The organism is Nakamurella flavida (assembly GCF_030811475.1).
Taxonomy (GTDB): domain Bacteria; phylum Actinomycetota; class Actinomycetes; order Mycobacteriales; family Nakamurellaceae; genus Nakamurella; species Nakamurella flavida.
On record NZ_JAUSQV010000001.1, the window covers coordinates 2,636,513 to 2,651,629 of the forward strand.

The 15,117-nt window shown below is 72.3% G+C and carries 7 protein-coding genes and 1 pseudogene; 3 read left to right on the forward strand and 5 right to left on the reverse strand.

The window, feature by feature from the left end:
• Positions 1-115: 115 nt before the first annotated feature.
• From J2S58_RS11760 to J2S58_RS11780, 5 genes are all read right to left on the reverse strand, one after another.
• Complete coding sequence (locus J2S58_RS11760) at positions 116-1,252, reverse strand: LacI family DNA-binding transcriptional regulator (RefSeq protein ID WP_205256931.1); 1,137 nt, start codon at positions 1,250-1,252, stop codon at positions 116-118.
• Positions 1,253-1,466: 214 nt separating this feature from the next.
• The gene (locus J2S58_RS11765; RefSeq protein WP_205256930.1) at positions 1,467-3,839 is read right to left on the reverse strand and encodes an Ig-like domain-containing protein; all 2,373 of its coding nucleotides are present in this window, start codon (positions 3,837-3,839) and stop codon (positions 1,467-1,469) included.
• Positions 3,840-3,961: 122 nt separating this feature from the next.
• The gene (locus J2S58_RS11770; RefSeq protein ID WP_205256929.1) at positions 3,962-6,148 is read right to left on the reverse strand and encodes a beta-L-arabinofuranosidase domain-containing protein; all 2,187 of its coding nucleotides are present in this window, start codon (positions 6,146-6,148) and stop codon (positions 3,962-3,964) included.
• Positions 6,149-6,371: 223 nt separating this feature from the next.
• Positions 6,372-11,894: an OmpL47-type beta-barrel domain-containing protein gene (locus tag J2S58_RS11775; RefSeq protein WP_205256928.1), complete on the reverse strand. Its 5,523-nt coding sequence runs from the start codon at positions 11,892-11,894 to the stop codon at positions 6,372-6,374.
• 307 nt (positions 11,895-12,201) lie between these two features.
• On the reverse strand, positions 12,202-13,011 hold the full coding sequence (locus J2S58_RS11780) for a TetR family transcriptional regulator (protein WP_205256927.1): 810 nt from the start codon (positions 13,009-13,011) through the stop codon (positions 12,202-12,204).
• A gap of 129 nt (positions 13,012-13,140) precedes the next feature.
• On the opposite strand from J2S58_RS11780, the pseudogene J2S58_RS19210 reads away from it, so the two are divergent.
• From J2S58_RS19210 to J2S58_RS11790, 3 genes and pseudogenes are all read left to right on the forward strand, one after another.
• Positions 13,141-13,377, forward strand: a pseudogene (locus tag J2S58_RS19210) (MFS transporter); the annotation flags it as partial.
• A 112-nt stretch (positions 13,378-13,489) separates the two neighbouring features.
• Entirely contained in the window at positions 13,490-14,608 is a 1,119-nt protein-coding gene (locus tag J2S58_RS11785; RefSeq protein ID WP_370881868.1) for an MFS transporter, read from the forward strand.
• Between the two features lie 113 nt (positions 14,609-14,721).
• A complete protein-coding gene (locus J2S58_RS11790; protein ID WP_205256925.1) occupies positions 14,722-15,111 on the forward strand; it encodes a PGPGW domain-containing protein in 390 nt (129 codons plus the stop codon).
• Positions 15,112-15,117: the final 6 nt, after the last annotated feature.

Here is a 15,117-nt window from a genome sequence, read left to right on the forward strand (position 1 = left end):
GCGGGTCGGTCCGACCCCCGGGCGACCGCGCGGCGATCAGTGACACATCAACGGCGCGCTGGCATCTCGCCGGGCGGAACCGGCACGAGTGGCGCCCGACCCGGCCGCCACCGGCTCAGAACCCGACCACCGCCGCCCTGCCCGTCGCGGCGGCGGTACTGGCCCGGACCACCAGCTCGGGCCGCAGCCCGGCGTCCGGCACCTCCGCGGCCTCCCCGACCCCGACCGCGACGGCGCCGGCACCGCCGGCCAACCGGGCCTCCAGGGCGGCCACCGCCCGCCGCCCGAGCCCGGTGTAGTCCGGTCGCACGGTGGTCAACGGTGGATCGAAGAACGCGGACCCGGCGACATCGTCGAAGCCCACCACCGAGATGTCACCGGGGACGTCGATGTCCCGTTCGCGCAGGGCGCGCAGAAAACCCAGGGCCATCAGGTCGTTGGCCACGAACACCGCGTCCGGGATGTCGTCCGGGGGCAGCCGTCGACCGATCGCGTAGCCCGATTCCGCCGTCCAGTCCCCCCGGGGGACGGCCAGGGTCGGCAGACCACGCCCGGCCATCTCGGACCGGTAGCCGGCCTCCCGGGTCCGGGCGTCGGAAAAGGTGGACGGGCCGCCGATGTGGAGGATCCGGCGGTGCCCCAACCCGGCCAGGTGGGCGACCGCCGCACGGGCGCCGGCCTCCTGGTCGATGGACACCGTGCACACCCCGGGCGGGGCGGAGCCGGCGGGCCGGCCGACGATCACCGTGGGCACGAACGCGGCCAGCTCCGCGCCGACGGCGGCCAGCGGATCCCAGGAGGCGATGACGACCACTCCGTCGACCCCGTCGGTGAGCTGCTCGGCGTCGACGGGCCCGCGGGCGAGATCGGCCGGGGACAGGCTGTGGATACCGGCGGACAGACCCGCCTCGCGGGCGGCCTCCTGCACGGCCAGCACCGTGGACATCCGCCCGAAGACCGGCGACCGGGCGCTGATGATGCCGATCGCGCCCGACCGGCGGGTGACCAGGGCACGGGCGGCGGAGTTCGGTCGGTACCCGACCACCGCGATGGCTGCCCGCACCCGGGCCCGCGTCGCCGGGAGGACCCCGGGGTGGCCGTTGACGACCCGGGACACCGTCTGGTGGGAGACGCCGGCCTCGCGGGCCACGTCGTACAGGTTGGGCCGACGGGCCACCCGGCTGCCGTCCGGGAGCGCGGCGGAGGCGGAGAGTCGGGCCCGGCCGGCCGGTCGGCCGCCCATTGGGGGCATCGGGTCCTCCTTCGCTTGGCAGGCCGCGGACGGCGGGTCGGGTCAGGGGCACGGCAGGCCCGTCCGGCGACGGGGACGTGGGTCGGAGAGACCGTCCGTTCCATCAGAGCACGAGCCCGGGGCCACGATCGGCGGCGGGGACGAGCGCCGCCGGACGCGCCGCCCGCCCCGTCATCCGGGCGGCCCCGCCCCGACCGGGCGGGGCCGCGCCGGGTCACCCGCAGGTGAGGGCGTCGTACGGGATGCGCCAGCGCTGGGTCCAGGTGGCGCCGCTCTGCGTGCCGAACGCGACCACCGTCACCTCGCCGGCCGCCAGCGCCCCACCGGTGACCGGGAAGGTCTGCCGGGTGGCGGCGTGCGCGGCCAGCGCGGGCACCGACCTGTTCCCCAGCGGACCGGTCACGGTCACCCGCGAGGTCGTCCGGCCGGTGTTGACCACGTCGACCGCGAGTTCCGGTCGGCCCGCCCGGCACTGGACGGCCGTGGTGGTGGTCAGCTGCCGGGCCGTGAGATTCCGGGGGACCGACACCGTCACCACCGTCTCGTGGCCGGCCACGTCCCGGGCCCGCAGCGCCGCGGTGTGGGCCGCGGCGGTCAGGCTGACCGGACCGACGTAGTCGACCCAGTCGCCGCCGTCGAGTCGGACCTGACGGGTGTCCACCCCGGACGCCGCGTCCGCGGCCAGCAGGGTGAGCAGGCGACCTGCACCGGTGCCACTGACCCCGCCGGTGACGATCGGGCGCGCGGTGTCCACCCGCGCCTCGATCCGACCGACCGGGCTCTGCTGCCCGGCCGCGTCGACGGCGCGGTAGGTCAGCGAGGCCAGACCCTGGCCGCGCAGGGCGATCGGGCCGGTCACGGGCGTCCATCCGCCGGATCCGCTCCCAACCTCGGCGGTGGCCGCGGTGCCGTCGGAGGCCGCCGCGGTCACGGTGACCGCGGGAGTGCTGACGTACCACCCGTTCTCCCCGTCGGGAGCGGCCGGGCTGAGGGCGGCGGTGGCCGTGGGCGGACCGGCGACGGCCAGCGCCGGGACCTGGACCGTGCCCGCCGACTCGACATTGCCGGCCGTGTCGGTGGAGAAGTACCGGACGGTCTGCGCCTGGGCCGCTCGGGTGATCGGGACCGGACCGGTGTACGTCGCGATGAAGCCGTCACCGACCTGGTACTGGGTGGTGGCCACCCCCGACCCGTCGTCCACCGCGGTCAGGGTGAGGGCGACGTCGGTATCCCGCAGCGCTGCCTGCGCCGTGGTGACCGGCGCGGTGGTGTCGATGCGGACGGTCAGGCTGCGGACGTCCGATACCCGGCCCTGCGCGTCGGTGGCCCGGGTCTGCACGGTGTGGGTGCCGTCCGTGGACAGGAGGACGGGCCCGGCGGCCGGCTGCCAATCACCGTCGTCGACGGCGATCTCCACGCGCGGGGCCGGATCGGTGGCCGAGGAGGCGGTCACGCTCACCTGGACCGGGCCGGTGTTCCACCCGGACGACGGCGCCTCGATGTCGGTGGTGAGCCGGACCAGCGGCGGCTGGTCGGTCACCGGCTCGTCGACCACCACGAGGGCGACGACCCGCAGGCCACCGTCGACGTCGCCCGCCACCTCGAAGACCCCCGCGGAGGCGTAGTCCGCCTCGGGGACCGAGGCCCAGCGGACCGGGATGCGGCTGTCCACCGAGTCGTCGGCGTACTCCACCGACACGGTGGACGGCAGTTGCGGGGCCGTCCCCACCACGGTCAGTGCGGCGACGGGGCGCACCGCACGCGGCGCGGGATCGGTCCCGGCGGCTCGCACGTACACCGTCGCGGAGACGGCCGTCCGCACCCCGGCTGCGGTACCCGCCACCACGAAGGAGGTCCCCGCCGTGCCCAACTGCTCCGCGGTGACCGTCGGCCAGGTCACCGCGAGCTCGCGACGCAAGCCGTCGGGGTAGGTCATCCACACGGTGGCGGGCAGGGTGGGCAGCTCGTCCACGGCGACCGGGAGATGGACCTCGTCGGCGGCCAGCGGATCCGTCGGACTCGGCGGCGGGATGTCGTCCGTGGTGCCCCAGATCTCCCACTCGGTGATGGAGAGTGCGGCGAAGCTACTGCCGTCGGCGTTCCCCGTCGCCCGCAGGAGGGCGCGGACCGCGGTGGTGGTGACGGCCGGGAAGGTGCTCACGTTGGGCTCGCCCAGGGCGACCCCGGTGACGTCCACGCCGGGGATGTCGGTCCACACCTCGGAGCCGACGGGCAGGTACTGCAGCCGCCAGGATTCCGGCGCCCAGACGTTGTCGCCGGTGCCGGGCCCGGGGGCGTCGCTCCAGAACGACATGGCCGACCGGGTCACGGTCACCGGCTCGGTCCACCGGTAGCTCACCCACAGCTCGGCGGGGCGATCACCGCTGTAGGAGCCCCACATCTCGCCGAGACCGGCGCCCGGGGCGACCGGGGTGCGGCCGTCGTTGATCGCAGCCAGGGAGTTCCACGGCGCGGTGTACTGGGCGTCGGCGATGGCGACCGGCGCCAGATTCGTCGGGGTGTCCTCCGCCGCACCGGCAGCCGGGGCCGCGGTGACCTGCAGCAACGTGCCCAGCAGCACGGCCACCAGCCCGGCGACCCACGCCCGGGCCCCTGGCCGCGGACCGGGACGGGCGGCGGATCGGCCGGACGGAGAGGGCACGGCGGGTTCGGCGGAGTGGGTGTGCCCCGCGTCCTGTCTGCGGCCGGTCACGAGAGCCGCGCCCGGGCGGCACCGAGCAGGACGGCCTGACGGTCGCGGCGGGACAACAGTCCCTCGGCCGCCCAGGTCGCCGACACCTCGGTGACGGTGCGGACGAACTGCTGCCGGTCGGTGAACGGGGCCCGGGCCCAGATGTCGTCCAGCAGGGTGGTCCGATCGGGTCTGACCGGGTTGACCACCCCGGCGTCGGTGCCGGCGAACACCACCATGGGTTCGGACCGTCGGAAGTACAGGTGGTACGGATCGTCGCTGCCCACGTACATCGGCGCCCACACCGTGCCGTCGGCGGACCGGAAGAAGCCGGCGTCGGCCGTGGGTCGCAGCGCGGTCTCCAGCGACCCGGACAGGGTCAGGGCCGAGAACAGCGACACCGCCCGGAAACTCGGCTGGCTGCTGCGGGCGACCAGGGCGATGGGGCCGTGGGCCAGGGTCTGCAGGGTCGGGTCGTCCAACGCCCGCTCCACCCGCAGGCGCATGGGCAGGGTCACCGCGACTGTGTCCCCGCTCGTCCAGTCGCGGGAGACCGAGAGGTAGCTGCCCGGGGTGACTGGCCCCGGGACGGCCGTCCCGTTCACGGCGACCTCGGCGTCCTGCGCCCAGACCGGGATGCGCAGCCGCAGATCCAGCGGTCCTGACCCGGTGACGGTCAGCGTGCTCGTGCCGGCGGTCGGCAGCTCGGTGCTCAGTGCGACGGTCAGCGAGCGGGCCGCCCACGTCAGGGTGGAGCCGATATACAGGTTGACGTACAGCGTGGAGCCGTCGGCACCGGCGAAGAAGATCGAGTCCTGGTACTTGGTGTGGTTCTCCAGACCGGTACCTCCGCAACAGGTCCCGAGGTTGCCGTATCCCCGCCGGACGCCTGGCCCGACCGGCAGCATGTAGGTGACCAGCGGGTCGTCGCCGCTGTCGCTCGCCCGCCGGGACCCAGCGATCTGGTTGAACAGCGCGCGCTCGTAGTACTCCATGTATTTCGGGTCCGGGTCGCGCAGGAACAGCTCGCGGGACACCTTGAGCATGTTGTAGGCGGCGCAGGTCTCGGCATTGGTGTCCTTGACGATGGACGCGCCGATCCTGTCCCGTGCCCGGAAGATCTCGCCCTGCCCGGTGCCGCCGTGCGCGTACATCCGGTGCGGAACGACCATCTCCCACATGTTCCGCACCGCGTCGACGTACGGGGCCCGACCGGTGGCGTCGTACCGCTTGAGGTAGCCCAGGAACTGCGGGATGTGCTGGTTGGCGTGCTTGCCGTCGAGGATGTCCTGGTTTGCCGCGCACGCCTGCAGCAGGTACTCGGTGTCGAAGAATCCGGCCGCGGTGGAGAAGTCGGCGTCGCCGGTGATCTCGTACAGCCGCATCAGGCTCTCGTTCATGCCGCCGTACTCGCCGGCGATGTACATCTGCCACATCCGCTGCCGTTGGGCGGCAGTGGTCCGGGACAGGCGGGTGAACGCCCAGCGGCCCATCGCGCTGACGATGCCCAGCGCCCGGGCGTTCCCGGTGAGGTCGTAGGCGTCCAACAGGCCGGCCATGATCTTGTGGCAGGTGTACCAGGGCGCCCAGATGGTCGGATAGGGGACGAAGACCTCGAGCTGGTCGAACTGGGTCTCCGGGTAGGCGGCGAGATAGCCGGCGGAGCCGCCCTGCACCGCGAGGGCGTCCTGGCATTCGCCGAGGGCATCGACAGCGGTGGTCAGGGTGGCCGCCAGGGACGTCTCCCCGCTCGCCACGGCCTGGGCCAGCATGGAGAGGTAGTGCCCGGTGAAGTGCCCGCGGAGCTGGCTGGTGGGCTCCTCCCAGCTGCCGATCGGCGCGGCACCCCGGGTGTCGAGACCGGCGTTGGCCCGGAAGTTGACCAGCATCCGATCCACCGGGTAGTCCCGCGCGAAGCGCAGCAACCGGTCGCGGTTGGCGGTGAAGATGCTGGGCGCCAACGTGACCGCCGACAACGGGAAGGGCACCAACGCAGCGGCTCCGGTGACCGGCATCGCAGCACGGGCGGCACGGGCGACGGGGAATGCGGTGGGGTGGGCGGTTCGCGGCACGGACGCGGCGGCAGCCGGACCGGCGGAACCGAACGCCACCGCACCGGCCGCCGCGGCCAGTCCCCCGGCCAGCGCGGTGCGCCTGGACAGCGAGGGACCCCTGCGGGTCGGCTGGATCGGGAGGGGATTCACGGGGTGCTCCTTTGCACGGGGGGCTGCTCTGCACGGAATTGCCCGGGTCTGCCCACGGGCTGGAGAGGACCGGGCCCAGGGGTCCGGACAGGAGGCGCAGTCGTTCGGTGGGGGCCACGGCTGCCGTGACCCCGATCGGGGCCGGGGACACGGCGCGCACCGGTCCTGGGGATCCGGTGCGCGCCGTGGTCGTGCCTGGCGCCGGTGTTGCCACCGGCGGTGGTCAGCCGGTGATGGTCAGGGTGACCGTGGCCGTGGTGCCATCGGTCCCGGTCACCGTCACCGGGAACGCACCCTTCGCCGTCCCCGCCGGGATCTGCACCGTCTTGCGCGCAGCCCCGTTCACATCACTGGACACCGGACCCAACGCGAGCTCCCCGGAGGCCACCGCCAGGCTGTCCCACCGATCGAACCCGGCGATCACCAACGTGGTGAACCCACCCGCAGCCACCCGCGTCGCCGTCGCCTTCACCGACGTCGGCACATCCGCCCGGATCACCACCGTGGTGGAGCGCACCGCCGAGACGTTCCCGGCCCGATCCACCGCCCGGGAGGACACCAGGAACGTCCCGACCTGGTGGAAGACCACCGGAGCGCTCACCGCGGCCCACTCACCACCGTCCACCCGGTACTCCGTCCGGTCCACCCCCGAGGCCGCATCCGTTCCGGTGACGGTCATCTCGACGGGGTTGCGGGGAGAGCCCGTCCCGGACTGGGGATTCCGGGTGGCGATGGCAACCGGGGCGCGGTTGTCCACCCGGACCTGGGTCACCGACTCCGAACCCGCCACCACGGCGCCGTCCTGGATCAACCGGGTCGCCACCGCGTTGTCACCGTTCGTCGACACCGTGAAGGGCGAGCGGTAGGTGTTCCACGAACCCGTGTTGATCCGGTACTGCGCCGACACACCGCTCGTGCCGGCCGGTGTCGTCACGGTGACCAGCACCGGCTGGTCGTACCAGCCCGCTGCGGACAGCACACCGTTGGACCGCAACGCCACCGTTGCCGTGACGGCCACCGCCGCCACCTCCGCGGTACCCACCGCCGAGACGTTCCCCGCCGCATCCGTGGCCCGGAACGACACCGTCGCCGCCTCGGAACCCTGCGCCGTCACGGGACCGGTGTACGCGGCCCATTCACCGGCACCCCAGCGGTACTCCACCGACGCCACACCCGACCCGGTGTCCGCACCGGTCAGCGTGACCGTGCGGCCGTCGACCGCCGCGGACACCGTCGGCACCGTCGCGTCCACCTTCACCGACACCGACGCGACGTCGGAGACGTTCCCCGCCGCATCCGTGGCGCGGGCCTGGACCGTGCTGGTGCCCTCGCCCACGGTCACCGGCTCCGTGTAGGCCACCCACCCCGACCCGCTGTCGATCTCCACCTTCGGCGCGGCGTCCACGTCGTCGGCGGCCGCCACGGTCACCTGCACCGGAGCGGTCCACCACCCGTCGGCACCCGACGGTTCGGCCGGCGACGGCGACACCGAGACCACCGGCTTCGTCGTGTCGACCGGCTGTCCGCCGCCGCCGGCGACGGTCACCGTCGCGGTGGCCCGCTTGTCCGTTCCGGCGACGGCACCGGACACCTCGAAGGTTCCGGCCTGGGCGTAGGCCGAGGCCGGGACGGCGTCCCAGGTGACCGCGAGACGGCTGTCCTGCGAACCGTCGTTGTAGACCCCGGTGACGGTGCCCGGCAGCGACGGGGCGACCCCGACCGCCGTGGTCACCGTGACCGGCGCGAGGGTGTTGATCTGCACCGCGTCGGTCACCCGGACCCACACCGTGGCCGTGGCCGTGCCGCCACCGTCGACGACACCCGTGACGGTGAAGGAGGTCCCGGGGGAGGCGACCTGCTCGGCGGTGATCGTCGGCCAGGTCACCGCGCTCTGCACGCGGCTCCCGTCGGAGTAGACCTGCTCGACGGTGCCGGGCAGGGTCGGCACGACACCGACGGTGGTGGGCACGTGCACGGCCCCGGTGGAGACCGGCACGTCGGTGCGCACCGACCACTCCGACACGGCGATCGCCGAGTTGGAGGTGCCGTTGCTGTTCGCGGTGAACACGGCCCGCAGGCCGGTGGTGGTCACCGGATCGAACGAGGTGCGGTTGGACCCGGTGTCGGCGATCCCGTAGCCGCTGGCATTGCTCACGTCGGCCCATTCGCCGGCTGCGTTGCGGTACTGCAGCTTCCAGGAGGCGGGGACGGCCACGCCGTCACCGGTGCCGCCCGGGGAGTCGTGCCAGAAGGCGACCTCGGTGGACGCGACCCGCACGGGCGACGTCCAGTCGTACTGCAGCCAGCGGGTGGCCGGGCGGGCGCCCGACCAGGTGCCCCACAGCTGGTTCTGCTGGCCACCGGTGTTCAGCACCTCGCCGTCGTTGACGGCCCGGACGTTGTTCCATCCCGCGGTGTACTCGGCGGTCGGGGTGGCCAGCGGGGCCACGTTCACCCCGGCGGCACCGGCCACCGCACCGGTGACGGTGATGTCCCGGCTGGTGGTGAGCGCGCCGTCGGTGGCGGTCAGGCGCAGGACGTACTCACCCTCGGCAGTGAACTTGACCGAGGTGGAGGCCGCGGCCGGGTCGGCGAACAGTGCGGACCCACCCTCCGGGGCGGAGACGACCGACCAGGTGGAGCTGAGCGTGCCCGTGGGCAGCGCGTCGTCCTGGACCGTCCCGGTCAACGCGAGCGACCCGTCGGGCCGGGGGTCGGAGGCCACGGCGTCGACGACCGGGGCCTGGTTGCCCGGCGCCTGCACGTCCTGGCCGGTCGAGGAGACCACCACCTCCTTGATCGCCGTCCGCGCACCCGGGGCGTGCTGCACCGTGACGCGGATCCGGCCGGCCGTCACCGGGGCGAAGGCGGCCTCGTTCAGGTTGGCCCGCGGCACCGTCGGCGTCCGCAGCTGACCGGGAACGGCCTTCCACGTCGCACCGTCCTGGTACTCGAGCTGGTACAGGGACGGGGTGGCGTAACCGGCCACGGTCCCGGTGGTGGAACTGCGGTAGAAGTGCACCCGGATGTCGTCGAACGTCCTCGGGCTGCCCAGATCGATCTCCAGGCTGTCCTGGGCGTTCGGCGAACCGGCGGTGCCCCAGAACGGCTCGTTGATGGTGGTGCCGTCGACGGCGTTCCCGGGCCCACGGTTCGGGGCGGAGAAGGTCGCCGTCGCGGTCGCGCCCTGCGCCAGGTCGACCGGGTCGCCGTCCGCCGGGGTGATGTCCTTGCCCGCCTTGGCGAAGATGTCCACCACGCGGCTGTCCTCGTCGAACCGGACCTGGCTCATCGCCTGCACGGCCGTGGCCGCACCCTTGCCGGTGACGGCGCCGCCGGCCGGCAGCTGCACGTCACCGGTGGCCGGGTCGAACACGACGTGTCGGAGGGAGTCGACGGTCAGGGCGAGCGCGCCGTCCAGGTAGATCGAGTAGCCCTCGGGAACATCGTCCCCGTAGTACTTCTGGCCGTCGCCGGGCTTGTCCCAGACGATGCTGAGGTCCTTGTCGCGGTAGCGCAGGTTGTTCACCGTGAAGTGGTCCCACCCGATGTCGATCGGGGAGAGCTCCAGCTTGGCGTCGTCACGGGTGCGCAGACCGGCGACGTCCTCGATGACGGTGAAGTTGGTGGCGCCCAGGATCGTGTGGTGGATCCAGGAGCGGTAGCCGACCTTCTGCGGGTCGGCACTCCCGTTGGCCCAGAACTCGTTCTGGTCGGGGTAGCGGTTGTCCCCGCTCTGGTACTGCGCCCAGGCGTTCCAGTACAGCAGCTTCTTGTAGGTCTCGGCATCGATGTACTGGTTGGGGTAGTTCCGCAGCACGGAGGACAGGAACCGGAAGGTGACCGTCGAGTTGATGATCGAGAAGTTGTTGCTGCCGACATCGCCCTGCGCGGCGGCCTCGGCCTTGTCCTTCTGGTTGGCGGTGAAGAACGGGAAGATCGGGTACTCGTCGGAGTCGGCCCACAGTCGCAGGGCCTCGAGGTACTGGTCGTTCTCCGGGGTCCCGTCCGGCTTGGGCATCAGCCCCACGGAGAACGGGTAGTAGTTGTTGGTCTCCTTCCAGGGCACGAAAGCCTTGTCCCCACCGGCGATCCGGTGCTCGAGGAGCTTGCTCTCGGGGTTCCACAGGTTGTCGAGCACGGCTTTCTGCACGGAGGCCGCCAGCTGCTCCATCTCCCCGGCCTTGGCCTCGTCGCCGGCGGCGCGGTAGGCCTGCGCGGCCCCCAGCGCGTTGGAGTAGAGGTAGGCGCTCTCGGTGCGGTCCATGGAGGCGCCCTTGCGCCAGTCGAACGACACCGCGTCGGCGTCGTTGCCCGTCAGGGCGCCCCAGTTGTACTCGATCAGCTTGTTGCCGTTGGCGTCGAAATCCTTGAGCAGGCCCTTGACGTCGTTCTCGCCGTAGGTGCCCAGGCTGGCCGCGATCGGCGCCGGTCCCCCGTGCAGCTGGTAGGACTTCCAGGCCGCCTCGGTGATGTACTGGGTGTAGCTGTTGGACCAGTTCGCCGGGTCGCCCGGGTTGTCGGTGTACTTCCCGCTCTTGGCCACCTCGCCCGCCGAGACCCAGGTGCCGTACGCGTAGGACGGGTCGCGCAGGTACTTCAGGTCGTCGATGAACATGCCCGAGGTCAGCACGATGGCGTTGTTGTACCCCAGCACGCCCTCGACCGCGGTCGGGAACTGGTAGTCGTTGCCGGCGATGTTGGCGTCCAGGAAGTTGAACCGCATCAGCCACCAGCGGTAGTACAGGGTCTTCTCGATGTTCTTGTCGGGGATGTCGATGTAGGGCACGTTCTGCGCCCACCACCGGTTGTAGTCGGTGACGTGGGTGGTGAAGGCGTCCTGCACGGAGGCGGCGCGGTAGGCCGCGTACTCCGGACCCGACTCGGTGATGTCGGCGGTGAGGAAGCCCTCCTGCACCTTGGTGGTCAGGGTGCCGCCGGCGGCCACCGACGCGGTGTGCACCAGGGTGCCGTCGGCCGGGGCGAAACCGTCACCGGACATCCGGGGGGTGATGGTGGTCAGCTTGTTGAACGCGTCCACCCGACCGACCAGCTCGTCACCGTCGGCGCGGGTGGCGTAGGGCGAGGCCGCGGTCAGCGTGACGTCCTGGGCGGTGCCGCCGGTGTTGGTCAGCGTCAGGGCGGTGACGGCCACGTTGGCGTCGGTCATGTACTTCGTCTGGACCACCCGCAGGCCCGACCCGGTGAAGGTGGACTGCCAGTAGCTCGGGGTCTGCTTGCGCGCGGCGGTGTCCTCCCGAAGCTGCACCTGCTGCCCGCCGGCCGACACGGTGATCGTGTACGCGGAACGGCCGTTGATCGACTCGATGTAGGCCACGTCGCCGGCGAAGCCGAGCTGCGCCGGGTCGTGGCTCTTCATGAACAGGGTGCGGCCCCGGCTGAACAACCACTGATTGTTGTCGGAGTTGGCCGGGTCGGCGTCACCCTGGGTCCCGGTGCGGGCGAGCATCTGGTCGATCCAGAAGTCCTTCCCGGTGGTCACTCCGGCGCCGGCGGCCACGTCCGCGTCGAAGATGGACTGCATCATCGCGCGGGTGTCATGGCCGGCCGGCAGGGCCGGCACCGGATCGTCCGACCCGGCGAACACGGGGTAGGGCGTGGCAGAATTGGGGGCGGCGGCCGCGGACGGGGCGAGGATGATCGGCCCGGCCAGGACCGCGGCGGCGAGCACGGCGGTGGACAGGCGCCGGCGTCGGCTCCTGGGCGTTGCGAAGGATCGATGCACGTTCCACTCCTTTGGGGGTTACGTCACTCGAAGTGAACGTAGGACCACCCCAGGGCGACCGCAATCCTTTTCGGTTATTTCTGTGTGCATCACGTACCGGGTCGGTGTGAACGATCACCTCGACAATCCGAGCTCCGACGGTGCTGCTGCGCGGGGGCATCAGTGGCGGTGGCGACTCGCTGCCACCGACGGCGCGGAGCCGCCGAAGTCGTTGCTCTGAGCCGACTTCCGGGATCCGACACGAGAGCGGACCGCCCTGGGTGAATGGTGGCGCCGTTCCGCACACCCTTTCGGTCCGGCCTTTCGGTCACGCGCTCCTGGGCGCTTCGTCCGGATCGGGCCCCGGGGCACCGAGCAGCGCGGAGATCAGATCGGCGAATGGTTCCGCCAACTCCGCCGGCCCCGCCGAGGCCAGCGGTTCGAGCCGGGTGGTCGCCCGGAGGAGGGACAGACCGAACGTCGCCGACAGCACGATCTGGGCCCGGAGCAGCAGGCGGTCGGCATCCTGCGGAGTCCCGGGCGCATCACCGGTGGCGACACCGCCGATCGACGCACCGCCGGTCGGACTGCCGGGGGGTGTCGGGTCGGTGGATGTCGGATCGGCGGGAGTCGGATCGGCGGGGGGCCGCCAGCCGGCGATGCCGGCCAGCCGCCGGGCGAACGTCAGCAGGATGTCCCGGCGGATCTCCTCCGCGCGCTCGTCCCCCGAGGTGCGCAACAGCAGCACCAGCTGGGTGGACGCCGGTGCGCCGCGCGACCCACCCACGCGGGCGGCCAGCAGGGCAGGGACCTGCGCCAGGGTCGTGTCGGGCGGAACGGAGTTGCCGAGGTCGTCGGCGACCCCGGTCAGACAGGCCTCGAACAGTCCCTCCTTCGATCCGAAGTAGCGGGCGATGAGGGCCACGTTGACGCCCGCCTCCTCGCTGATATCCCGCACGGTGGTCGACCGGTAGCCGTCCGCAGCGAATCTCCGGCGGGCCGCGGCCAGCAGGAGTCGGCGGGTGCCGGCGGCGTCCCGGCGCCGCGGGGTGCCCGCCTCGGGCTCGGTGGGGCGGGGGTCCGCCGGGCCGATGCCGCCCGGTCCCGCCGCTGGAGCCTCGTCGCCGTGTCCGTTCACCCCGCCAGGGTATCGGTGCGTGGGTGTGACGTAAACAACCGTTGACTTCCGCTCGCGGGCAGGCAGACTCACCAAGTCAACAAGTGTTGACCGCAGCACCACCTGAGCCCGACCCGTGAAGGAACAGCCATGCCGACCTCCGTCCGGACCGCCGGCCCGACCCCCGAACCGGTATCGGCCGGGACCGCGCCCCGCACCGGTCTGCTGGTCACCTACCTCTCGCTCGGTGGCCTGGCCTTCGCCGTCCTGCAGTCCCTGGTGGCCCCGGCCCTGTCCACCCTGGCGCGGGACCTGCAGGCGTCCACCGCCGACGTCAGCTGGGTCATCACGGCCTACCTGCTCTCGGCCTCCGTGCTCACCCCGGTGCTGGGCCGACTCGGCGACATGCTGGGGAAGCGGAAGGTGCTCATCGGAGTGCTGGCGGTGCTGGGCCGTCGGCACCCTCCTCGCGGCGCTCGCCACCAGCCTCGGCGTCCTGATCGTCGCCCGGGTCCTGCAGGGCGCGGCGGGCGCGATCCTGCCGCTGTCCATCGGCATCGTCCGCGACCAGCTCCCCCGGGAGAAGGTCGGGGTGACCGTCGGTCTGCTGTCCGCCATCTTCGGCGTCGGTGCCGGCGTCGGGATCGTCGCCGCCGGCCCCATCGTGGAGAACCTGTCCTGGCACTGGCTGTTCTGGTTCCCGCTGGTGCTCGTCGTCATCGCCCTGCTCGGCGCGATCTTTGGCATGCCGGAATCACCGGTGCGCAACCCCGGCCGACTCGACGTCCTGGGCGCGGGCATCCTGTCCGTGGCGCTGGTCTCGTTGCTGCTGGCGATCAGCAAGGGACAGGGCTGGGGATGGGCCGACGGGAAGACCCTCGGCCTCCTGGTCGTCGGCGTCGTGGCGCTGATCGTCTTCGTCGCGGTGGAGCGGCGGGTGGCCGAGCCGCTCGTCGACCTGTCGCTGATGCGGATCCGCGGGGTCTGGTCCACCGATCTGGTCGCGATGATCCTCGGCTTCGCGATGTTCGGGACGTTCCTGCTGGTGCCGCAGCTGCTCCAGCTGCCGGTGGAGACCGGCTTCGGGTTCGGCCGGTCGGTCTCCGAGGCGGGCCTGTTCCTGCTGCCCACCGTGGCCATGATGGTCGTCTTCGGCCCGGTGGCCGGGCTGCTCGACCGCCGCTTCGGGCCCAAGGTCCCCATGCTCATCGGCACCACGCTGGTGACGGCCGGGTTCGTCGTCCCCGCCCTCGGACACGGCTCCCTCGGGCAGGTCGTGGCCTCCGGCGTGCTCGTCGGCGCCGGCATCGGCTTCGCGTTCGCGGCCATGTCGAACGCGATCATCGAGAGCGTGCCGGCCGCGCAGACCGGGGAGGCCAGTGGCGTCAACACCATCGCCCGGACCATCGGCAGCAGCATCGGCACCGCGGTGATCGCCGCCGTGCTCACCTCCGGGGCCGGGCCGCAGGGAGTGCCCGCCGACGGAGCGTTCACCCGGGGCTTCTGGGTGTGCGCGATCGTCGCCGCGGTCGCGATCGTCACCGCACTGGCCCTGCCCGCCGTCCGCCGCGCGCCCGCCGTCGCGAAGGCCGTGGACGGGATCGGCGCCCGGAGCTGAACGCACCGGAACTGCGGTGGCACCGGTGATCGAGGCCACCGCAGGGGCCGCCGGTACCCTCGCCGGGCGGGCATTCCCGCAGCCGCCCGCCCCGGGATCACGAACGGACCACCATGAAGACCACCGTCATCGCCGTGCTCGGCGCCATCCTCCTGGTCGCCGGCGTCGCGCTGCTCGTGCTGCCCGGTCCGGGTTTCGTGCTCATCGCGGCCGGGCTCGCCGTCCTGGCCACCCGGTTCGACTGGGCCAAGAAGCCGTTGGACTACGCGAAGGACAAGGCCCAGCAGGGCATCGACGAGGTGTCCCGCAGCAAGGGCCGCGCCGCCTTCGCCCTGGTCTGCGCCCTGCTGCTGCTCGCCGCCGGCATCGCCGGGGTGGCCGGGCTGAAGATCCCGTTCCTCAACACCGTCTCGGCCATCCTGCTGATCGTCAGCGGGATCGGGCTGCTCGGCACGCTCGTCTACGCCCGGATGAAGGGGCCCAAGCCCTCCCGCGTGCGCTGACGCGCA

What these genes read in the sequence shown, in the direction of transcription:
- J2S58_RS11760 (WP_205256931.1), bottom strand. Translation starts at nt 1,252, where the DNA reads ATGCCCCCAATGGGCGGCCGACCGGCCGGCCGGGCCCGACTCTCCGCC.
- J2S58_RS11790 (WP_205256925.1), top strand. Translation starts at nt 14,722, where the DNA reads ATGAAGACCACCGTCATCGCCGTGCTCGGCGCCATCCTCCTGGTCGCC.